Genomic DNA, 20,839 nt, shown 5'->3' with positions numbered 1-20,839 from the left:
CAACGCTACTCGCGGGCCCGCAGAACCCGGGCGGGACGGGCCGACAAGGGACCCCATGCAAAGCAGAGCCCGGCCAGAAGCGTTGCAAGAATTCCGCCTGTGACAATGGCCAGCGCCGAGGGCCAGATCACCACAAATCCGGTATCCAGCACATAGTGGCTGACCGCCCAGCCGCCGGTGATGCCCGCACCTAGCGCGACAATTCCGGCCGCGGCCCCCAACAGCGCTGAGCGCAGCGCAAAGCTGAGCAGGATGCGCCGCCGCGTTGCCCCCAGCGTCTTGAGCAAGGCGGCCTCATAGGTGCGCGCCGAGACCGCCGCCGCCGCCGCGCCGATCAGCACCAGAAATCCGGTGGCCAGCGCAGCGGAGGCCCCCAGCGAGGTGGCCGCCGCCAGCCCTGACAGCACCTCGGCCACCCGGTTGATCGCGTCGCGCACCCGGATCGCGGTGATGTTGGGATATTGCCCGGCCAGATCGCGCAGGATTGCGGCCTCGGCCTGGGGTTCGGCATAGACGGTTGCGATCACGCTATGGGGCGCGGCAGACAGGGCGGCTGGGTTCATCGACAGGACGAACCCCATCCCGGCGGTCGAGAAGTCGACCTCGCGGAACGAGGCGATCTCTGCCGTGATGTCGCGGCCAAGGATGTTGATGGTCAGCGTATCCCCCAGGTTCAGGCCCATCTCGGCGGCCTCTTCGGCGGCAAAGCTGATCAGCGGCGGCCCGGTATAATCGGCGGGCCACCACTCGCCTGCGGTCAATCGTATGTTTTCGGGCAGTTCGGCAGAGTAGGTCACGCCCCTGTCACCCTCCACCACCCAGTGATTGCCGGCGACCTCGCGTGCGGGTTTGCCGTTGATCTGGGTGATGACGCCGCGCAGCATCGGCGCGCTTTCTACCCGGCTGACTGCCGGGTCACTGTCCAGCCGCGCGTTGAACCCCGCCATCTGGTCCTTCTGGATATCGACGAAGAAATAGCTCGGCGCGATATCGGGCAGGTTGCCCGAGATGGCCCGGCGCAGATTGCCGTCGATCTGGCCCACGGCGGCCAGCACCGACAGGCCAAGCCCCAGCGACAGCACCACTGCGCCCGCGCCCTCGCCAGAGCCTGATATTGCCGCCAGCGCCCATCGCAGCGCCGGGCGGCCCTGCGCGCGCGGCTTGGCGGCGCGGGCCGCACGGCGCACACCAAGCGCGGCCAGTGACAGCGCAAGTAGCGCGCCAGCCAGCCCGCCGGCGGTCCAGAGCGTCAGCCGGGCCGAGCCGCTGAACCATGCCGCCAGCCAGACCAGCGCGGCCAAGCCAATCAGCGTCGCGAAGATGTAGCGGGCACGCGGCACCCCGTGCAGCCCGGTCATGGCATCGCGGAACAGGGTTGCAGGCCGGATCTGTTCGGTTCGGGCCAGTGGCCAGAGCGTGAAGATCAGCGCGGTCAGCATCCCATAAAGCGCGGCCTCGACCAAAGGGGCAGGATAGATCGTGAAATCGGCCGGGATCGGCAGGCGTGATGCGATCAGTGAGCCAAAGGCCAGCGGCGCGCCCGCCCCCATGATCAACCCAATTGCGATTCCCAGAATCGAAAGCACCCCGATCTGGATGAAATAGACCTGAAACACCGTGGTGCGGTCTGCGCCCAGCGTGCGCAGGGTGGCGATGGTTGCGGTCTTGTCGCCCAGATAGGCGCGCACGGCGGCGGACACCCCGATGCCGCCCACCGCCAGCCCCGACAGGCCGACAAGGATCAGGAACGCACTCAACCGGTCGACAAATTCGGAAATCCCTGGCGCGCCGTTGCGGGCATCGGTCCAGCGCAGGCCCGAATTCTCGAACGCCGCGCGCGCTTGCTGGGCTGTGGCGGCCAGGTCGGTCGCTTCGGGCAGGTCCAGACGGTACTTGGTCGAATAAAGCGTCCCCGGTTCCAGCAGGCCCGACTCCGCCAGGCTGGTCGTGCGCAGCAAGGTGCGCGGGCCCAGCCGGAACCCGTCGGCTGCGCCATCGGGTTCATGCGCGATGGCGGCGCTCAGAATGAACTCCTGCGTGCCAAGGCGAAATCGCTCGCCCACCACAAGCCCCAGCCGGTCGATCAGCACCCGCTCCATCACCGCGCCGGGCGTGCCGTTTTGGCCTGCCAGTGCGGTATCGAGCGGCATTTCGGGGTCCAGCCGCATCGTGCCGATCAGCGGATAGGCGTCATCCACCGCCTTGACCTGCGTCAGCGCGCGGGTGGGCGTGTCGCCTTCCACCACCGCCATCGAGCGGAAATCGACCACCTCGGAGACGGTGTTGGCTTTGTCCTCCATCCACGCGCGCTCCTCCTGCGAGGCGAAGCGATAGGTGAATTCCATCTCGGCATCGCCGCCCAGCAGCGCGGCGCCTTCGCGCGCCAGCCCGGCGTCAATGCCTGCGCGGATCGAGCCGACCGCAGCGATTGCGGCCACTCCAAGCGCAAGGCAGGCCAGAAAGATGCGGAAGCCCCGGACCCCGCCGCGCAGTTCACGCCGTGCGATCCGGGCGGCGGTGGCAAGGCTCATTCCGCTGCCTCGCGCGCGGCATCTGCAACGATGCGACCATCGCGCAACCGAACCACCCGGTCGCAACGGTCGGCCAGCGAATGGCTGTGTGTCACCAGCACCAGCGTTGCGCCATGCCGATCGCGCAGATCAAAGAGCAGGTCCATGATCGCGCCGCCATTGGCCTCGTCCAGATTGCCGGTCGGTTCATCGGCCAGCAGGATCACCGGGCGCGGGGCCGAGGCGCGGGCCAGTGCCACGCGCTGCTGTTCGCCACCCGAAAGCTGCGCCGGATAGTGATCCAGCCGGTGCGACAGTCCAACCGCCTCCAGCTCGGCCTTGGCGCGGGGCAGGGCATCGCGCGCGCCTGCCAGTTCCAGCGGGGTGGCCACGTTTTCCAGCGCGGTCATGGTCGGGATCAGATGAAAGCTCTGGAACACTACGCCCATCCGGTCGCGCCGGAACCGTGCCAGCGCATCCTCGTCCAGCGCGCTCAGGTCCTGACCCAGCGCGGTGACTGTTCCGGAGGTCGCGCGTTCCAGCCCGCCCAGCAGCATCAGCAGCGAGGATTTGCCCGATCCCGACGGCCCCACAAGGCTGAGCGTTTCGCCGCGCGGGACCTGCAAATCGATACCGCGCAGAATTTCTACCAATCCCGCATTGCCATCCAGCGACAAACACGCATTTTCTAAGTGGAGTATGGGGTCGGTCATGGAGGGGTCCTATGGCGGTTTCAATGGGATATGGAGTGGTTGGCACGATGCGCAAGGTTCTGATGAGCAGTCTCTTTTGTCTTTGCGGCTTTATGGCCACGGCAGAGCCTGTGCAGATCGTGGCGCTGGGCGACAGCCTGACCCAGGGTTATGGGCTGGTGCCGGAGCAAGGCTTTGTCCCGCAACTGCAAAACTGGCTATCTGAACAGGGCGTCGAGGCGCAGATGATCAATGCGGGCGTGTCCGGCGACACCACCGCCGGGGGCGCTGCGCGCATCGACTGGGCGCTGACGCCGGACGTGGATGCGATGATCGTGACGCTGGGCGGCAATGATCTGCTGCGCGGGCTGGATCCGGCAGAGGCGCGCAAGAACCTGACGGTGATTCTTGAGGCCGCGCGCGCGGCGCAGGTTCCCGTTCTGCTGATCGGCATGGACGCGCCGGGCAATTACGGGCCGGATTACAAACAGGCTTTTGACGCGATCTATCCTGATCTTTCTGCGCAATTCGGTGCGCTTTATGCCGAGGATTTCTTTGCCGGGCTGGATGCCGACACTCCGGCGCAGGCGCGGCCCTTCATGCAACCCGATGGCATTCACCCCAATGCCGAAGGCGTGGCGCGGATTGTGGCGGCCCTTGGCCCGCAGGTTGCGGAATTGGCGGAACTGGCCGAAGATCAGGGCAACTGACCCACGGCACCTTACCCCGGCACCGGAGCCCTGCATGCCCGGACGTTTCTTTCTGACCACCCCCGTCGCGCGGGTTGCGCGGGTGCTTGGCGTGCCCGACCCGAGCGCGGCCGAGGGCGCGCGCCGCAATATCCAGCCGGGGCAGGAGGTCTGGGTGCTGACCCTGGACGGGCTGCAGCGGATGCGCTGGGGGATCATCCCGGTGGGGCGGGTCAATGCGCGCGGACGCCCGGTGATGGAGACGATCATCAACGCGCGCTCGGAGACTGTGTTCGACAAATCCGCCTTCGAGGGGGTGCGCCGCGTCGTGATTCCGGTGGATGGCTGGTACGAGTGGACCGGCAAGACCCGCCGCAAAACCGCCTGGCGGCTTTCGGCGCGCGATGGTGGGCTGCTGCTCTTTGCCGGGATTGCCGATGCCTGGACCGCGCCGGGCGGGCGGGTCCTGCATCAGGTGGCGGCAGTGACCTGCGAGCCCAACGCGGATGTGCGTGACATTCACCACCGGATGGGGGTGATCCTGGCGCAGAAGGATGTCGGGCTTTGGCTGCGAGCTTCCGAAGAGGCGGCGCGTGACCTGATGCGGCCCTTGCCAGACGGTATGCTGCAGATCGAGGTCGCAGACGATGTAGACTGGTCGGGAGCGTAAGGGCTAAAACCCGCGCTCCAACTGCTGCAATTCCGCCCTCGTATAGCTCTGCGCGATAACACCGTCATCTCCGGGCTGAAAGAACGGGTCCTGCGGCAGGCAGTTCAACCCGCAAAGCTGGGTGACCCGCCCGGCGCGGCTGTCGATGAACCAGAGCCGCCCGCCCGGCGTGGCGACAAAGCCATTGACCCGCTCGCGCCGGTCGCTGTCGATATCAATGACGGTGGGAAATTCGGCGGGCACATCGGGGTGATAGGATCCATGCGTATGCATCGAGGCCAGCAGCGTCGATCCTGGCTGCGGCAATTCCGGGGTACAGCCGTCATGACCTCCAGGCACCATCTGCGAAAACCCAAGGCTGCCATCCGGCAACCGCAGCAGATAGCCACAGTATTCCAGGTCAGTTTCAAATGATAGTTCCTGCATCTCGGCAAAGCGCGTTTTGACCGCCGCGACCTCCTCCTGGGTAGGGCCGACCGTGCAGCCAACACAGAGCAGCATCAGCAGCGCGGCCCGGACGGGATATGGCGGGGCAGGGATCAGAGCACCGTGACCACGGTTCCGATCGGCACCCGTTCATAGAGGTGGACCACATGCTCGTTCAGCATGCGGATGCAGCCGTTTGAGACCGCATGGCCGATGGTCTGAGGCTGGGTGGTGCCGTGGATCCGGAAATAGGTGTCCACCCCGTTCTGGAACAGGTAGAGCGCGCGCGCGCCCAGTGGATTATCCGCGCCACCCGGCTGGATATAATCGTTGTCGACGAATTTGGCATAAGCCACCGGATCGCGTTCGATCATCTCGGGCGTGGGGCGCCAGGTGGGCCATTCCTTCTTGACGTCGATGGTGGCGGTGCCGGTGAATTCCAGCCCGGCCTTGCCGACACCGCAGCCATAGCGCAACGCCTTGCGCGGCTCGGTGACGTAATAGAGATAGAAAGAACGCGGCAGCACCAGCAACTGGCCGGGCAAGTAGTCCTTCTTGATGCGCACCTCTTGCGGGGTCGGGTCAAATACGGCGGGTTCTTTGGCTAATGTAATCTGCGGCAGGGCAGTGGCCGCTGCGGTTGCCAGAAATGTACGGCGGGAAAGCATTTGGTTCTCGTCGGTTGATGTCGATAGGCCATAAGTGTTGCGAGGGCGCAGCCTTCGGTCAACTGTTCTGCATATATTCCGGCTGCAATCGCGAAATTGTGTGGTCCACCTGCACCTTAAGCGCTGTTTGAGGCCCTCAACCGTTTGCTTCAGCGGGTGTTCGTGCAGTGACAGCCTCAGGTGCCGGGTCGATCCAGCAGTGGGTCAGACAGCAGTTCCTCAACAAAAAAGCTGAGCAATTGCAGTCGACCGCTGACCCCGGCCTTTTTGTAGATCGCCGCACTTTGGGCCTTGATCGTGCCTTCCTTTGTCTGACGCAGGGCGGCGATTTCGGCCACTGACAGCCCCTTGATCGACAGCATCGCGACATCGCGTTCAGCCGCGCTCAGGCGCCATTCGTCAAACTGCCGGTCGATCACATCCGCAAAGGCGCCGCTGGCCACTGCGATCTGGCGCTGCATCTGTTTTTCGCGCGCCCGCTGCGTCCGGATCAGCGAGATTGTTGCCATCAGACCACCGATCAGGGCCAGTGCCAGGACCATCTCGAACTGGTGCAAATGCCGAAAACCGGGTGCCTCGCCCCCGGTCCAGTCCATCACGGCATCAACCAGAAAGAAGGTGGCGCAGAGCCCCTGCACCACCAGAAGAAGCCAGAGCAATGACGTTTGTTTATTCTGCATCCGGCTCCTGCTTGGGCTATGCCGTTAGTCGTCGTCTTCCTCCTCCATCTCGATGGCGGTGACAACGCCATCGGATTTCGACAGGACCAGTTCAGTTTCGACGCCATCTTTCGCAAGTTCAACCTCGATCTCATCATCCTCGAACTCGATCTCTTCCACCACATAGCCCTGCGCCTCCATCGCGGAGCGGATGGCGGCCTCGTCCGTGCCCAGCTTGTCGCCGAGCGATACGTTGGCCATTGCCAAGGCGGGGGCGGCGGCGATCAGGGCGGTGAGGGTCAGTGTCTTGAGCGTTTCCATATCGCATCTCCTTCATGCTGCGTGTTTGGTGGGGTCGACCTGAGCGGCGTGCCGGGTGGTTACGATTGGATTTTGGTTGGTTTTGGGGTCTATTGGACCGAGGTTTATGCTCGTTTTCTGCTCAACGCGGATCGACGCGATAGCGTGGCAGCTAAACCGTCGGAGAGAGCATGTGATCGAAACCAGACCCGCTTGTCCGCAAGACCTCGATGCGTATTACCGAATCTCGCTTCGAACGGGGCATTTGTGTCGAGATGCCAGTGCGCTCTATGAAGATCCAAAATTGATGGGTCATATCTATTCCGCGCCATATTTGCTGTTCTCTCCTGCGCTCTGTCTGTCATTGCTCGCCGACGGTCAGGTCGCGGGCTTTTGTGTCGGTGCGGTCGACACTGCCGCCTTCGCAGAGTGTCTGGAGCGAAACTGGTGGCCCTCCTTGCGGGTGTCCTGTCCGATGCCCGACACCGCCTGTAGCGAGCAGTGGACACCGGACGAAAAGCGCATTGCGGCGCTGTATCGGCCCAAAGAGGTGCCTCGTGACATCGTCGATCGCTACCCGGCCCATGTGCACATGAACCTGCTGCCAGAGTGTCAGGGCAGGGGATGGGGAACGCGATTGCTGAAGGAATGGCACCGCATGTCCCGCTCGGCGGGTGTTCGCGCCATACATCTGGGAACCAATCCGGGAAATGATCAAGCCATTGGATTCTGGCACAGCCAGGGCTTTGAACATATCCCGGTTGCGAGCGATCAGCGCACTTATTGGATGGCGCGGGAGGTATTGGATGACCAGTATGGATAAGTTTGTAGGCTCGCCGATCCAGAAGCTAATAGCGCTTACCGTCACCCGCTGATCGCGCTGATCGCGCTGATCGGTTACAGGTTGATCTTTCCTGATCGCAGCCCGCCTGCGATTTACATCGCTTTTGCCGAAGGCGCTGAACTCGACGATGATGCGCGCGAACAGCTTGGCGCTTCTCTTGGACTCAATCGAAAGGCAAGGCGCAGCCTGATGCGCGGGCGGACTGAAATCGTGCTTGTGACCCGGTTGCAGGACTTGGAACCGCAACTCGTGGATATGACCGATCAACAGGGTAATCAGTTGTTTCTGTTTCTGCTCACGCCACCTATTGGCGACAGCCAGAAGCGTTTGCGTCAGCATATGGAAGACCATGGGATCGGGTTGCCCAAGGGGCAGGAGAGGGCGCGCATTGTCCCTGCTATCGATCTCGAAACGCCGGACCTTGTCATGTCTGCGATGTGTGACGCCGCGATCTATGGGCACGACGTATTTAATGGCATTGCGATTTTTGTTCGCGATCCCAGCCAGGATGTGTCCGGGGTTTACAACCAAGCCCTAGCCTGTTGGCCCGGCTGATGCGTTGGCGCTAAGGCATCTGGTGGTTGATGATGGCTGGCAAACATGCGCGAAATCGTGATCAGATAGCCGATTTGCCGGAACTGAACACAAAAAAGGCCCCGATGTCGCCACCGGAGCCCTTGAATTCTTGAAGAAGGATCAGAGTGGCAGGTTACTCTGCGCTTGCCTCTTTCTTTTCTTTCTTCTCGGGTACGACTTCCTCGCCGGTTTCCTGATCGACCACTTTCATCGACAGGCGGACCTTGCCGCGGTCGTCAAAGCCCAGCAGCTTGACCTTCACTTCCTGACCTTCCTTCAGAACGTCCGACGGATGGTTCAGGCGGCGGTTTTCGATCTGGGACACGTGCACCAGACCGTCGCGCTTGCCGAAGAAGTTCACAAAGGCGCCGAAATCGACGATCTTGACAACCTTGCCGGTATAGATTGCGCCTTCTTCGGGCTCAGCCACGATCGCGTGGATCATGTCATAGGCCTTCTGGATGGCGTCGCCGTTGGGCGATGCGATCTTGATCACGCCATCGTCGTTGATGTCGACCTTGGCGCCCGACACTTCGACGATCTCGCGGATCACCTTGCCGCCCGAGCCGATCACTTCACGGATCTTGTCGGTGGGGATGTTCATGGTTTCGATGCGCGGGGCGTGGACCGAGAATTCGTTGGTCTCGGACAGGGCCTTGCCCATCTCGTTCAGGATATGCACCCGGCCGTCCTTGGCCTGCGCAAGGGCTTTTTCCATGATTTCGGGCGTGATGCCCGCAACCTTGATGTCCATCTGCAGCGAGGTGATGCCGTTTTCGGTACCCGCCACCTTGAAGTCCATGTCACCCAGGTGGTCTTCGTCACCCAGAATGTCGGACAGGATCGCATAAGAGCCGTCTTCTTCCAGGATCAGGCCCATGGCCACACCGGCAACCGGTGCTTTCAGCGGAACGCCTGCATCCATCATAGACAGCGAGCCGCCGCAGACCGATGCCATCGAGCTTGATCCGTTGGATTCGGTGATCTCGGAGACAACCCGCACGGTGTAGGGGAAGTCGGTCGCCGCGGGCAGAACCGCCTGCAGGGCGCGCCATGCCAGCTTGCCGTGGCCAACTTCACGACGGCCCGGAGGGCCCACGCGGCCAACTTCGCCAACCGAGTAGGGCGGGAAGTTGTAATGCAGCAGGAAGTTGGATTTGAAGTTGCCATGTAGCGCGTCGATGAACTGTTCGTCATCGCCGGTGCCCAGCGTGGTCACGACCAGACCTTGCGTCTCACCACGGGTGAAGAGCGCCGAGCCATGGGTCCGAGGCAGCAGACCGGTTTCGCTGACGATCGGGCGGATCTCGTCGGTCGCACGACCGTCGATGCGCTTGCCGGTCTTGACCACGTCGCCCCGCAGAATGCCCGCTTCGAGCTTTTTCATGGCCGAGCCGAGATTGGCGTCTTCCAGTTGCTCTTCGCTCAGCGCTTCCTTGATGGTTTCACGGGCAGCGGCAACAGCGGCGGTGCGCTCTTGCTTGTCGGTGATCGCAAAGGCGGCACGCATGGCGGTCTCACCGGCGGCTTTCACGGCCTCGTAGAGGTCGGCATAGTCCGGCGGGGTGAAGTCGAAGGGCTCTTTGGCGGCGTCTTCGGCCAGATCGATGATCAGGTCGATCACCGGCTGGATTTGCTCATGGGCGAATTTCACCGCGCCCAGCATCTCCGCCTCGGTCAGCTCATAGGCCTCGGATTCCACCATCATCACGGCGTCTTTGGTGCCGGCAACAACCAGGTCCAGGCGCTGTTCGGGGTTCAGGCGCAGGTCCTGCATGTCGTCTACGGTCGGGTTCAGGACGTATTCGCCATCCTCAAACCCAACACGGCAGCCCGCGATCGGGCCCATGAAGGGGGCGCCCGACAGGGTCAGCGCAGCAGAGGCGGCAATCATCGCAACCATGTCCGGGTCATTGACCAGATCGTGGCTCAGCACGGTGCACATCACCAGCACTTCGTTCTTGAAGCCGGGGACAAACAGCGGGCGGATCGGACGGTCGATCAGACGCGCGGTCAGCGTCTCTTTCTCGGTCGGGCGCGCCTCGCGCTTGAAGAAACCGCCCGGAACCTTACCGGCGGCATAGTATTTTTCCTGATAATGCACGGTCAGCGGAAAGAAATCCTGACCGGGCTTTTGCTGGCGGGCGTAGGTCACGTTGGCCATGACGCTGGTTTCGCCCAGCGTGGCAATGACCGAGCCGTCCGCCTGACGGGCAACCTTGCCGGTTTCCAGCGTGAGCGTTTCCTCGCCCCACTGCATGCTTTTCGTCGTTACATCAAACATATGCGTATCCTAGATGGGAGCACTCCCGCCCCTGCGGGTCTCCCGTTTGCATGGCGGCCCCATTGCCGCCGACCCCTTCCATCTTCCTTGCGAGTGCCGGGGTCCGGGCACACCGTCTCAGATTCTGCGGCCATACAGCAGAATGGGCCAGATTGGAAGTGCCAGCGGACCGGATCGTGGGTTTGGCCGATCCCTGCTCAGGCCGCAGCCCGGCCTGTTCAATGGAGGGGTGCCATGGCAAGCGGCCTACGGCCTGAGCAGTACCCGTGCCGGTGACCCGCTCAACCCCGTCAAGTGCAAGGGCATGGTGATGGCCTCGCCGCTGTCTGGAATTGTGTCGATGTGATCGACGCGCAGATCTTCCGCAAGAAACCGGCCTGTTCGGGTCAGATTGATGTGGAACCACAGCGGGTCATCATCGGCGATACGCAATTCCCCGGCAAGAATGCAGACCTTCGGAGATTGCTCGATCAGTCTGTGCAACACATGCGGTTTGGCCAGATGCGGCCGTCGCGCGTCGAGCAGCAGATGCGTCTCGGTGTTCCAGTCTACCTGAAGGTCGTCCTCTTCCAGAGATCTGGCGTCGACGCGTCGGTAGCGTCCGATCATTTCCGCTGGCATCAACGTTTCGATCGTTGCGCCGCCTTCTACGAAATGGGCCGGAGCGTCGATATGGGTTCCGGTCTGGGTCCCAAGCGCCAACTGCCAGACCTCGAAGCGCATATCCGCAACGCTTGACCAGGGCATGGCAGCGAAGGGTGGGTCGGAATAATCCTCTTCGGCGTAGATTGGCGTTTTGTCATTCAGTGTCAGGGTCAGGTCGATCCAGTCGGTCATTGCTGTGCTCTCGGGTCACTCGGTCAATCATCTTTGCGTCAGCGCGCAACGTTCCTCAACGAAAAACGCCTGCTCGAATGAGCAGGCGTTCTGACGGTCATGTCTTTCGGGCTTAGCGGCGCAGGCCCAGACGCTTGATGAGGTCCTGGTAACGGGCCTCGTCCTTGCCCTTGAGGTAGTCCAGCAGCTTGCGGCGCTGGGCAACCATCTTCAGAAGGCCACGGCGGCCGTGGTTGTCCTTCTTGTGGGTCTTGAAATGTTCGGTCAGCGTGGCAATGCGCGAGCTGAGCACGGCAACCTGGACTTCGGGCGAACCGGTGTCGCCGTCCTTGGTTGCGAATTCTTTCATGACGCGTGTTTTTTCTTCGGTAGTGATCGACATCGGGGTCTCCTTGCAGGGTTAGAGTGAATGGCGCAGGCCGGGATGTCGTCCAGCACAGGCCCATGGAGAGTGAACCGGCCCGGTGATTCCGAGGCGGATGCGCGCGTATACGGGGAATTGCGGGTAATGGCAAAGGATTTATGTGCCGCGTGTTGCGGTGCAACCCGGGCTAGAGGGTGGCTGCGCCTTTTGCCATCAGCTCTGGCATGCTCTGGACGTCGATCAACTGGATGTCGGCGGGGTCGATTGCCGTTTTCGACAGCAGCGTTGCGACGGGGATGCCATCCAGCAGAACATGACTCAGACCGTTCTGATTGGGGTCGGATTCAACCGTGATCTCTGCTTCGGTCTCTTCGGGGGCTTCGACCACAAGGACAAGACGGTCTTCAAGCGGATCGAAATCCATGACCGCCGCCCCGTCATCCTCTTCGCCGCCTGTGTCGAGGTACAGCTGGTCTGCACCGCCGCCGCCTGTGACGATGTCGCCCGCGCCGGCAAGGATCGTATCCGCACCCTCGCCGCCATTGAGGTAATCTATGCTCTCTTCGCCGGTATCGCCGGTTCCGATCACCAGATCATCCCCCTCACCGCCAAAGAGGCTGTCCTGTCCCTCATCGCCGTTCAGCGTGTCGTCGCCATAGCCGCCATGCAGTGCATCATCATCGTGCCCGCCATCGAGGCTGTCGCCGTCCTGACCGCCATAGAGTGTGTCGGCCCCGTCATCGCCCTGCAGGTGATCTTGCCCGAAATGGCCAAGGAGGCTGTCTGCGCCATCCCCGCCCAGCAGAGTGTCGCTACCGTCCTGCCCATGCAGCGTATCGTCATGTGCGCCGCCCGAGAGCAGATCCTGACCATCTGCACCATGCAGGTCGTCATTGCCCTCGCCGCCGGTCACAGAGTCATTGCCGCCATAGCCGTTGATCTGGTCATCGCCACTTGCGCCCTCAAGCACGTTGTCGGACAAATCACCGGCAATGATCTGATGAAGCAAATCCGGAGGTTCCTCCGTTGTATCGGTGCCTTCCCCCTCACCGTTTCTTGCGCTTTCGGTTGAAGAAGAGTCCTCGTCCGGTGTCAGATCATCCTCATCCGTTTCGTCACCCTGTTCAGGATCGATCGAGGTCAGCAGGACCGCGCCGCCCGCTGCCATCAGGCCTATGACGCTGGCAAATACGATCATGCTGCACCTCCGCCTGTTGCCGTGCCGCGCGTCTGAAGCAGAACATACGAAGAACGGTTGGGTCAAAGCTATAAAGCAAAGGTGGTTAATATCTGATTAAGCAGGCCAGGCTTCGGGCTCCTGCGCATAGGCCACATAGAGCGGATGACGCGGGTGGCCCTGTTTGGTCAGGCCCACATGAAACAACGCGTGCCCTGCATCGCGCAGCAAAGCTTCGACCTGGGGGCCGCGGTTCAGATGTGCACCATGGGTGCCCCAGGCGGCGACCACCTGATCGGCCCAGGCGGCCCCATCAAGGATCGCGGCATCGTTGTCCGGGCCAACCGGATCGGCAGTGCCGCGCATCTTGTGCGGGTCGGTCTCGCGCCAGGCAAAGATGTTTGTAACCTGAAACGCCCCGAACCCAAGCGCCCGTGCCCGCCGTTCGCAGCGTTCGACGGTGGGGTCGTTTATGGTTTCGGTCGCGGTCGAGGGGTTCAGCATCACAAAAAGCGCCTTGCGCCCGGCCGGGTCCCAGACCCGTGTGAGGCTGTATCGGTAGCGCTCGCATTCGGAATAGACCGCGATCGAAGGCGCATCGCCCTTGGTATGGGTGCGAGTGATCATTCGCGCGCCTTAACACGAGGTCTGGACGGTCGTAAATACGTTCTGACAGCAGAAACTTGACCCTACTGACACATGAGGTGAGCAACGGGCGTCGAAGCGGTGGAATTCATGACCTAGCGCTCTTGCCCGGTCGGCGGATACTGTTGGGTGTGACGGGACCGCAAGTGAAACGGAGTTCTCTTCGGTCCGGGCTGGTGGTTCAGGTGCAAGGTGGAGACTCGATGAAAAAACTTGCGCGACGCGCGTTCCTGGTGGGCGCAGGTGGAGTGGCGGGCTGGGTCGCGGCCGAGCGGTTCGGCGCGAAGCAGCCGGTTTATGCCGGGGCGAAGCGGATTGTGCCGACCTCGGGCGAGGGCGTGCTCAACGATGCCAGCGGGTTGTCGGCGACCCCGATCCACAAACATATCGTCATCGGTGAGGACCCCGGCGATGCCCTTATGCAGGCGGTTCGCGATGAGATGCGCGCCGCCCAGCAGGACGGGCGGGCATTCAATATCGGTGCGGCGCGGCACTCGATGGGTGGGCAGGCGATCCCGCGTGATGGCATTGCCGTCACGTTTGACAATGGCTGGATCGAACCGGATACAGATGCGGGTGTCTTTCGTGCCCATGCCGGGGCGCGCTGGTCCGATGTGATCGCGGCGCTCGACCCGATTGGCTATTCACCCAAAGTCATGCAGTCAAACAACGATTTCGGTGTTGCCGCGACCTATAGCGTGAACGCGCATGGCTGGCCGGTGCCTTTGGGTCCGATGGGCTCGACCGTTCGCTCGCTCAGGATGGTGCTGCCCTCGGGTGATCTGGTCACCTGCTCGCGCAGCGAAAACGCCGATCTTTTTGGCCATGCCATGGGCGGCTATGGCCTGATCGGCGCGATTGTCGACATGGAGGTCGAGATGGTGCCCAACGCGCGGCTCTACCCGCTTTATGAGGTGATGCCCGCAGATGAGTTCAGCAAGGCCTTCGAGGCGGCGCTTGCTGATCCCGAGGTTACGATGGCCTATGGTCGGCTGAACGTGCAGCGTGCCGCGTTTTTTCAGGAAGCGCTGCTGGTGACCTATCGCCAGAGCGATGAGCAGCAGAACCTGCCGCCCGCTTCCGGCTCGGGCTGGATGGCCCATGTGGCAAGCCGGATTTACCGGGCCCAGCTTGGTAGCGAGCCGATGAAGGATTTTCGCTGGTGGAACGAAACGGTCGTTGGCCCGAGCCTGAGCAGTGGCGATGTCACCCGCAACAGCCTGATCAACGAACCGGTGGTGACGCTGGATGACCGCAACCCGGACCGCACCGATATCCTGCATGAGTATTTCGTCGGTTTCGACCGGTTCAACGATTTCCTGATCGCCTGCCGCGAGGTGATCCCGGCCTCGTATCAGGAGTTCCTGAACGTCACCCTGCGCTATGTGGCGACCGACCCCGAAAGCACATTGTCCTACGCCCCGGTGCCGCGTATTGCGGCGGTCATGTCCTTCAGTCAGGAACTGACCGAACGGGCAGAGGCCGATATCGCGCGGATGACCGAGACGCTGATTGACCGGATTGTGGCGATCGGGGGCAGCTATTATCTGCCATATCGCCCGCATGCGCGGCTTGATCAACTGGTGACGGCTTATCCTCAGGCCTCGGGCTTTGCCGCCGACAAACGCGCTCTGGACCCGGATCTGGTGCTGCGGAACAACTTTTGGGACAGGTATCTGAGCAAGCTATGAGCATTCTCCAGAAAATCGCGATTTTCTACTTCGTCGCGCTGATGATCGCGGCCTCGATCAACTATATCCCCGGGCTGACCGATGAGAACGGGCTGGCCTTTGGCATCTTCGCGCTGGATTTCTACGATGATGCGCTGCATGTGGCCTCGGCCCTCTGGGCGCTGGTGGCGGGGCTGATGTCGCGCAATGCGGCGCGGATGTTCCTGATCCTTTTCGGCGCGGCCTATCTGGGTGATGGCGTCTTCGGCTTTTTCGCCGGGTACGGATTTCTGGATATGGGCATCTTCACCAATGCCTCTCTGGGTATAGACCTATCGCTTGGCCGCATCCTTGCGAACCTGCCGCATCTGGCGCTTGGGGGTTTTGCGCTTTATTCGGGCTTCTTCATCGAGCGCCGCGCATGAGGTTCCTGTTGCGCTGGATAGGGCGTCTGCTGCTGGTCGTTGCCTTGCTGGCCGTCATGCTGGTGGCACCCGTGATATATGTGGAAACAAGCTGCCGGGGCGAGGGGGGTGACGAGGACTATGCCTCGCTGCTGCCGTCCGAACATCACCGGGCGGAATCGCGCACCTTCATGACTTATCCGGAATGGCACATCGTTCACGCCTATGACGATTATGCCAAGGTGATCAGCACCGGCGATCCTCATGAATACGGCTATCTGCGCAGCATCGGGCAATTCTGGTCCTCGCTCTGTCAGCTTTCCGAGAAATCGTCTGCGCATGGTGGAATCGACGGATCAACCAAACAGATGGTCTATGTGATCGGGTCGAGCTTCACGCTCGAATTGATGCTGAAGGCGGCGTATGAGGAAACCATCGGGCGGGTGGCGACAATGCTGCGCGGGTCTCTGAGGGCGGAAACAGACGATCTGTCGGCGGAGCAGGCCGCGGCCTATGCCCGGTTCCTGCAGCAGATTCCGTGGTATAAATGGGGTTTCCGCGAAGATGCAAAGGCGTTGGAGGCGCTGCAAGGTCAGGGATTTCGCGACCGCGAACGCAAGACGGCGCTTGGCCTCGAATATGGGGCCAAGGCTGCCTATGCCGATGTGATTGCCGCCGCCGTGGCAGAGGTCGGGGCCGATGATCTGACCCTGCGCATGGTCGTGAGTGGCACCGATCCGATCGACCTTGCATCTTATGACGACGTGCAGCTTGTCGGGCGGCACAGCGAGGGTTTTGTCATCGAAACGCCGCGCTATCGGGCGCTGACCACCCTTCTGAGCGAGATGGCGGCCGACGGGATCGACTTCGTCGAGATCGCCGGAAATGACGACATCCTGTTCACCGCGATTTCTGCCGAGGCGGCGCGGTCGGATGCGCTCTACAGCTTTGCCCGGCAGGGATACGGGGATTATCGTCATCTGATCGTGGTAAAGGTCGCGGATCTGGCCGACAGGCTGCGGGGGATGCAGGAGGGCGGCCTCGAACTGGAACATATCCATGACTATTAGGCGGGTCCTGATCGCCCTGCCGCTGCTCGTTCTCGGGTGGCTGTCGACACTGGTGGCGGTCAGCCTGATGAGCGATGCCGCGCCGGGTTATGTGGTGGTGCTGCCGTCTTCGGATTTCATGGAGCGGTTGGAGCCGGACATGTCAGTTCTTGCCGCCAGTCAGGTCACCGTGACGCTTGCCGCAGAAGACCCGCGCGCGGCGCTGAGGCTCTACCGGGCCGGGGCGCGACTGGTGCTGCCTGCCGGTCTGCCGGGATGCTTGCCTTTGCCCAGACAAGCCTCGTAGCAGGGGCAGGGTTAAGCGCGTTCGCCGCTTTGGGCCAGCACGACGCCAAGCGCGACGATGCCCGCGCCAAGGGCCTGCATCCAGTTCCAGCCCGCGCCCAGAACCACCATGATGATCATCACATAGAAGGGCGCCGTGTTGATGTGAAACGAGGCCACCGTCACACCCAGCTTGCCGATCGAGGCGACAAACAGCACCTGGCTGAGCCCCAGTGCCAGACAGGCATAGATCAGCAGCATCCCGATCTGGCCCTGATCGATAGGCGCGCGCGGCATCAGGTCATGACCAAGGCCAAGCCCGATCAGACCGGCCGCTGTGATCGCGATCAGCCCCCCGGTCAGGGTAATCGTGCCCCGCCCGATGGAGGACAGGGTCGGGAAATCGCGTGCGGTCACCATGCTGGCCCAGGTAAACAGAATGGTGGCCCCCACCGCGCAAACCGCTCCAAGCCCGATCTGGCCGGGCTCCAATGCGTTGGTCGCAACCACGCCGCCAGCAATGGACGCCACAACCCCCAGCCCAAGGCGCCAGCTGAGCCGCCGGGTCTTTGCCAGGAATTCCAGAACCGCCCCCACCAGAGGCGCGCACGAGGCGATCAATGCGACGGTGACCGGGTCGGTCAGCACTTGCGCCAGCAGGATCAGATATGTCCCGCCGCCAAAGCCGATACCTCCGACCCAGAGCGCGCGCGCCCAATTGGCGCCCAGTACCTGCCGGTGACCATCCAGCCAGAGCCACAGGAGGATCATTACCGGGACTGCGGTGGCGAACCTCGCGGTGATCAGAGTCAACGGCGGCCAGGTCTGCAGCAGCATCTCGGCTGCCGGAAACCCCGCCGCCCACATCATCATCGATGACACGCCCAGCAGGTTGCCGTTCAGCGCAAAGCCACGCCCGCCGTAGCCAGCGGACTGACCACGCAGGGGATCGGGTCCGAGAGTCATCCCGCGATCCTTTTTCCAATGTATGAAGACCCGGGCCGAATCGCCCTGTCCGGTCCATCTGAGAATATTCTGCCCGCGCGATCTGCTCTGATTTCGACAATTGGTCGTTTTTGATCCTTTGGCTCTTGCCGCCTGGCGCGTTTGACGGTTTTCTCGGCCCGACAAAGAGGTCCCATGCCGCGTTTTGCCGCCAATATCAGCCACCTGTTCCCGGAACTGCCCTATGGCGAGCGATTTCGCGCGGCGGCGTGGGCCGGGTTTGAGGGGGTCGAGGTGCTCTACCCCTATGAACACCCGGCCAAGGAAACCCTTCGCGGGCTGCTAGCCAGTGGCTTGGAACTGATCCTGATCAACGCGCCGCCGCCCAACTACACCGGCGGCACGCCGGGTTATGCTGCCATTCCCGGCGGTGAAGAGCGGTTCCGCTCTGACATGCGGCGCACCCTGCGTTTTGCCGGTGAGATCAAGCCGGGCCTAATTCACGTCATGGCCGGTTATGATCCGGGGCCGGGAGCGTTCGAGACATATGTGCAGAACCTGCAATGGCTTGCCGATCAGGCCCCAGCGCAGCGCTTCACCATCGAGCCGCTGAACCCGGTGGCGCAGCCGGGGTACTTCCTGAACGACTACCACCTGGCGAGCGATATCCTGACCGCAGTGGGGCGCGACAATGTAGGGCTGCAATATGACAGCTATCATGCGCAGATGATCCACGGCGATGCGGCAGGTATCTGGGAGCGGTTTGGCGCGGGCGTCTTTCACGCCCAGATCGGCGCGGCACCGGATCGCAGCGAACCCGCGCCGGGCCCGATTGATTTCCCGGCGCTTTTCGCCGCGATGGACGCCAGCGGCTATGCGGGCTGGGTCAGCGCCGAATACACGCCCTCGCACCCCAATACTCTCGACACGCTGGGCTGGATGTCATGGGGGGCAGGCCTGCCATGATTCCGCGCCGTTTCGCTCATGCTCTATTCAGCCTGATCACCTCGGGCCTGATGTCCTGCATCGTGACCTGCGTGGCGACGCTCAAGGCGGTTGGGTTCGGCCCCCACACCTTTGGTGACTGGATGGGCGCATGGAGCCTGAGCTGGCCCATCGCCTTCGTAATCATCCTGATCGCCGGGCCCCGCATCCGGCGCTGGGTGGAGAGCAAAACGTCCGGCGACTGAGTTTGGAAAATCCCCAAGCTTTGGCCTGATGCTGATAATTTCTAACGACATACGAACCGGCCTGACCCGCCATCATACCCAAACTCACGGATTTCCGGCTCGATGGCCGTTTAGCGGAGAGGCTGTGTGAAAACTCCCGCTGATTTGTGGGGTATGGTATGCTTTTCTCATTCGATGCGGAGGCATTTCATGGGGCAACTTATCGAAGGTATAGATCGGGATCAGGCGATTTTGCTTCCGGAACGTCTGGACGATTATGTTGGTGACGACAGCCCGGTTCGAGCGATTGATGCCTTCATCAACATGCTGAAATTATCGGAATTGGGTTTCCATGCTACGCCTGCTGCGACCGGTCGGCCTGGCTATCATCCGGGGCTGATGCTGCGGATTTATCTTTACGGATGTTTGAACCAGGTCCAATTATCGCGACGACTGGAGCGGGAGCGCGGTCGCAACCTGGAGCTCATTTGGCTGACGGGCCGGTTGAAGCCCGGCTTCAAGACGATTGCCGACTTCCGCAAAGATAACGGGCCTGCGATCCGCAAGGTGTGTCAACAGTTCGTCGTGCTATGCCGCGATATCAATCTGCTGGCCGGGAACCTCGTCGCAATCGACGGCAGCCGGTTCAAGGCCGTCAATGCCAAGGCCAGGAACTATATGCGCGGCAAGCTGCGCCAGAAGCTGGGTGAGATTGATAAAGCCATTGAACCTTTTCTGGGTGAGTTGGATCGTGCAGACGAGGTATTTGAACAAACCGGTACGGCGCTGCCCGAGGAGCGTATGGATCGCGCGTTCAGGAAGCTGGAACACCTGCAAAAGGAAGCCCGACGGTACCGATCAATCGAGAAACGCATGGATGAAACGGGCGAAACGCAGGTGTCGCTGAGTGATGTTGACGCGCGACCCATGGCAACAACGCGCCCCGCATGCCGCGCGTTGCGGATTACAATGTGCAGACAGCGGTTGAGGCTGAGCACCACCTGATCGTCGCCCAGGAAGTCACCATGCATGGCTATGACAGGGACGCCTTGTCGATGATGGCGGTGGCAGCACGCGATGCGATGTCTTCGGATTGGATCGAAGCCGTTGCGGACAAGGGATACTATAAAAGCGAGGAAATCCTTACCTGCGAACAAGCCGGCATCGCGGTCGTTGTTCCCAAGCCTCAGACTTCGAACGCTGGAGCGAGGGGCCAGTTCGATAAAACCGACTTCGCCTACGACGCAGAGGCTGACACCTATGTCTGCCCTGCTGGCGAGCAACTGATCTACCGATTCACCGGGCCAGAGGATGAAAAAGCCATCAGGGTCTATGGGTCGAGCAACTGTGCCACCTGCGTCATCAAAGAAAAATGCACCAACAGCAAAGAACGCCGCATCCGTCGCTGTGAACACGAGAACGTTCTGGAAAGGGTGCAGCAGTGGCTGGACAAGGACCCCACTCAATTGGCCGTCCGTAGTATGACCGTTGAGCCCCCATACGGCACGATCAAATCATGGATGGGCGCCACGCACTTCAAGATGAGACCGTTGAAAAACGTAGCCACTGAAATGGCATTACATGTCCTCGCCTACAACATGAACCACGTGATGAAGATCATTGGCATCACGGCTTTGGTTGCCGCCATGAAAGCCTAAAGCGCAGCGACTGGGCCAAAAAAGGCACCTCAAAAAGCGAAATCGCCCCAGATTGCCTTGGGAACGGCTCTCGGGACCAATCTAGAGCTTCCAAAACGACCAATCGGCAAAACACGCTCCGAAACCAAAACTCACGGAAAGCTGCACAAACCCAGAAAGTTTACACACAGTCTCCGGACAAGGACGAAGCCGCTGTGGCGGCAGGGGCGCTTTTGGTTGGTGTATTGCGATGATCTGACGGTCTGGGTTTTGAGACTGGGCGCGTCTGTCTGACGATTGGGGTCTCTCAATCAACAGACAGGAGGGTCCCATGGCGGA

At 61.7% G+C, this 20,839-nt stretch carries 22 protein-coding genes and 1 pseudogene; 11 read left to right on the top strand and 12 right to left on the bottom strand.

Annotated features, from left to right (window positions below; genetic code table 11):
• Window positions 1–5: 5 nt before the first annotated feature.
• Complete coding sequence (locus AB1E34_RS24645) at window positions 6–2,531, bottom strand: ABC transporter permease (RefSeq protein ID WP_372574947.1); 2,526 nt, start codon at window positions 2,529–2,531, stop codon at window positions 6–8.
• Window positions 2,528–3,223 (bottom strand): ABC transporter ATP-binding protein, encoded by a 696-nt coding sequence (locus AB1E34_RS24640; RefSeq protein ID WP_372574946.1) that lies wholly within the window; start codon window positions 3,221–3,223, stop codon window positions 2,528–2,530. The genes AB1E34_RS24645 and AB1E34_RS24640 overlap by 4 nt, the downstream gene beginning before the upstream one ends.
• Window positions 3,224–3,234: 11 nt before the next feature.
• Between AB1E34_RS24640 and AB1E34_RS24635 the strand changes: the two genes are divergently transcribed.
• Together AB1E34_RS24635 and AB1E34_RS24630 are read left to right on the top strand one after the other, a co-directional pair.
• On the top strand, window positions 3,235–3,912 hold the full coding sequence (locus AB1E34_RS24635; protein WP_372574945.1) for an arylesterase: 678 nt from the start codon (window positions 3,235–3,237) through the stop codon (window positions 3,910–3,912).
• A 34-nt stretch (window positions 3,913–3,946) separates the two neighbouring features.
• Complete coding sequence (locus AB1E34_RS24630) at window positions 3,947–4,561, top strand: SOS response-associated peptidase (protein ID WP_372574944.1); 615 nt, start codon at window positions 3,947–3,949, stop codon at window positions 4,559–4,561.
• Window positions 4,562–4,564: 3 nt separating this feature from the next.
• Here AB1E34_RS24630 and AB1E34_RS24625 read toward each other — a convergent pair whose 3' ends face one another.
• From AB1E34_RS24625 to AB1E34_RS24610, 4 genes are all read right to left on the bottom strand, one after another.
• Window positions 4,565–5,062 (bottom strand): DUF4329 domain-containing protein, encoded by a 498-nt coding sequence (locus AB1E34_RS24625; protein WP_372574943.1) that lies wholly within the window; start codon window positions 5,060–5,062, stop codon window positions 4,565–4,567.
• A gap of 38 nt (window positions 5,063–5,100) precedes the next feature.
• Complete coding sequence (locus AB1E34_RS24620) at window positions 5,101–5,655, bottom strand: L,D-transpeptidase (RefSeq protein WP_372574942.1); 555 nt, start codon at window positions 5,653–5,655, stop codon at window positions 5,101–5,103.
• Between the two features lie 176 nt (window positions 5,656–5,831).
• Window positions 5,832–6,335, bottom strand: a complete 504-nt coding sequence (locus AB1E34_RS24615) for a helix-turn-helix transcriptional regulator (RefSeq protein WP_372574941.1) — start codon at window positions 6,333–6,335, stop codon at window positions 5,832–5,834.
• Between the two features lie 24 nt (window positions 6,336–6,359).
• Entirely contained in the window at window positions 6,360–6,635 is a 276-nt protein-coding gene (locus tag AB1E34_RS24610) for a PepSY domain-containing protein (RefSeq protein WP_372574940.1), read from the bottom strand.
• Window positions 6,636–7,089: 454 nt separating this feature from the next.
• On the opposite strand from AB1E34_RS24610, the gene AB1E34_RS24605 reads away from it, so the two are divergent.
• Together AB1E34_RS24605 and AB1E34_RS24600 are read left to right on the top strand one after the other, a co-directional pair.
• Complete coding sequence (locus AB1E34_RS24605; RefSeq protein ID WP_372574939.1) at window positions 7,090–7,437, top strand: GNAT family N-acetyltransferase; 348 nt, start codon at window positions 7,090–7,092, stop codon at window positions 7,435–7,437.
• An 81-nt stretch (window positions 7,438–7,518) separates the two neighbouring features.
• Window positions 7,519–8,013: a hypothetical protein gene (locus AB1E34_RS24600; protein ID WP_372574938.1), complete on the top strand. Its 495-nt coding sequence runs from the start codon at window positions 7,519–7,521 to the stop codon at window positions 8,011–8,013.
• A 154-nt stretch (window positions 8,014–8,167) separates the two neighbouring features.
• Here AB1E34_RS24600 and pnp read toward each other — a convergent pair whose 3' ends face one another.
• The 5 genes from pnp to AB1E34_RS24575 all read right to left on the bottom strand — a co-directional run bounded on the left by pnp (window position 8,168) and on the right by AB1E34_RS24575 (window position 13,323).
• Window positions 8,168–10,318: a polyribonucleotide nucleotidyltransferase gene (gene pnp / locus AB1E34_RS24595; protein ID WP_372574937.1), complete on the bottom strand. Its 2,151-nt coding sequence runs from the start codon at window positions 10,316–10,318 to the stop codon at window positions 8,168–8,170.
• Window positions 10,319–10,564: 246 nt separating this feature from the next.
• Complete coding sequence (locus tag AB1E34_RS24590) at window positions 10,565–11,155, bottom strand: cyclase family protein (RefSeq protein ID WP_372574936.1); 591 nt, start codon at window positions 11,153–11,155, stop codon at window positions 10,565–10,567.
• Between the two features lie 112 nt (window positions 11,156–11,267).
• Entirely contained in the window at window positions 11,268–11,537 is a 270-nt protein-coding gene (gene rpsO, locus AB1E34_RS24585; RefSeq protein WP_249712723.1) for a 30S ribosomal protein S15, read from the bottom strand.
• Between the two features lie 169 nt (window positions 11,538–11,706).
• A complete protein-coding gene (locus AB1E34_RS24580; RefSeq protein WP_372574935.1) occupies window positions 11,707–12,717 on the bottom strand; it encodes a calcium-binding protein in 1,011 nt (336 codons plus the stop codon).
• A 96-nt stretch (window positions 12,718–12,813) separates the two neighbouring features.
• On the bottom strand, window positions 12,814–13,323 hold the full coding sequence (locus AB1E34_RS24575) for a DUF1643 domain-containing protein (protein WP_372574934.1): 510 nt from the start codon (window positions 13,321–13,323) through the stop codon (window positions 12,814–12,816).
• A 221-nt stretch (window positions 13,324–13,544) separates the two neighbouring features.
• Here AB1E34_RS24575 and AB1E34_RS24570 point away from each other — a divergent pair, with 221 nt between their 5' ends.
• From AB1E34_RS24570 to AB1E34_RS24555, 4 genes are read left to right on the top strand one after another with little or no spacing between them, the layout of a single operon-like run.
• Window positions 13,545–15,032 (top strand): FAD-binding oxidoreductase, encoded by a 1,488-nt coding sequence (locus AB1E34_RS24570; RefSeq protein ID WP_372574933.1) that lies wholly within the window; start codon window positions 13,545–13,547, stop codon window positions 15,030–15,032.
• Window positions 15,029–15,436, top strand: coding sequence for a hypothetical protein (locus AB1E34_RS24565; protein WP_372574932.1), 408 nt, complete (start codon window positions 15,029–15,031; stop codon window positions 15,434–15,436). Before AB1E34_RS24570 ends, AB1E34_RS24565 begins: the two co-directional genes overlap by 4 nt.
• Window positions 15,433–16,485: a hypothetical protein gene (locus AB1E34_RS24560; RefSeq protein ID WP_372574931.1), complete on the top strand. Its 1,053-nt coding sequence runs from the start codon at window positions 15,433–15,435 to the stop codon at window positions 16,483–16,485. Before AB1E34_RS24565 ends, AB1E34_RS24560 begins: the two co-directional genes overlap by 4 nt.
• A complete protein-coding gene (locus tag AB1E34_RS24555; RefSeq protein ID WP_372574930.1) occupies window positions 16,475–16,771 on the top strand; it encodes a hypothetical protein in 297 nt (98 codons plus the stop codon). The genes AB1E34_RS24560 and AB1E34_RS24555 overlap by 11 nt, the downstream gene beginning before the upstream one ends.
• 11 nt (window positions 16,772–16,782) lie before the next feature.
• On the opposite strand, the gene AB1E34_RS24550 is transcribed toward AB1E34_RS24555, so the two are convergent.
• Complete coding sequence (locus AB1E34_RS24550; protein ID WP_372574929.1) at window positions 16,783–17,715, bottom strand: DMT family transporter; 933 nt, start codon at window positions 17,713–17,715, stop codon at window positions 16,783–16,785.
• 174 nt (window positions 17,716–17,889) lie between these two features.
• On the opposite strand from AB1E34_RS24550, the gene AB1E34_RS24545 reads away from it, so the two are divergent.
• The 3 genes and pseudogenes from AB1E34_RS24545 to AB1E34_RS24535 all read left to right on the top strand — a co-directional run bounded on the left by AB1E34_RS24545 (window position 17,890) and on the right by AB1E34_RS24535 (window position 20,521).
• A complete protein-coding gene (locus AB1E34_RS24545) occupies window positions 17,890–18,660 on the top strand; it encodes a hydroxypyruvate isomerase family protein (protein WP_372574928.1) in 771 nt (256 codons plus the stop codon).
• The gene (locus AB1E34_RS24540; protein WP_372574927.1) at window positions 18,657–18,884 is read left to right on the top strand and encodes a DUF2798 domain-containing protein; all 228 of its coding nucleotides are present in this window, start codon (window positions 18,657–18,659) and stop codon (window positions 18,882–18,884) included. Before AB1E34_RS24545 ends, AB1E34_RS24540 begins: the two co-directional genes overlap by 4 nt.
• Before the next feature lie 189 nt (window positions 18,885–19,073).
• Window positions 19,074–20,521, top strand: a pseudogene (locus tag AB1E34_RS24535) (IS1182 family transposase).
• The last annotated feature ends 318 nt before the right edge of the window (window positions 20,522–20,839 follow it).

The sequence above is a fragment of the Ruegeria jejuensis genome, from assembly GCF_041537905.1.
Taxonomy (GTDB): domain Bacteria; phylum Pseudomonadota; class Alphaproteobacteria; order Rhodobacterales; family Rhodobacteraceae; genus Ruegeria_C.
The sequence above is the reverse complement of the archived record's forward strand: the minus strand, read 5'-3'. Positions and strand labels throughout refer to the sequence as shown.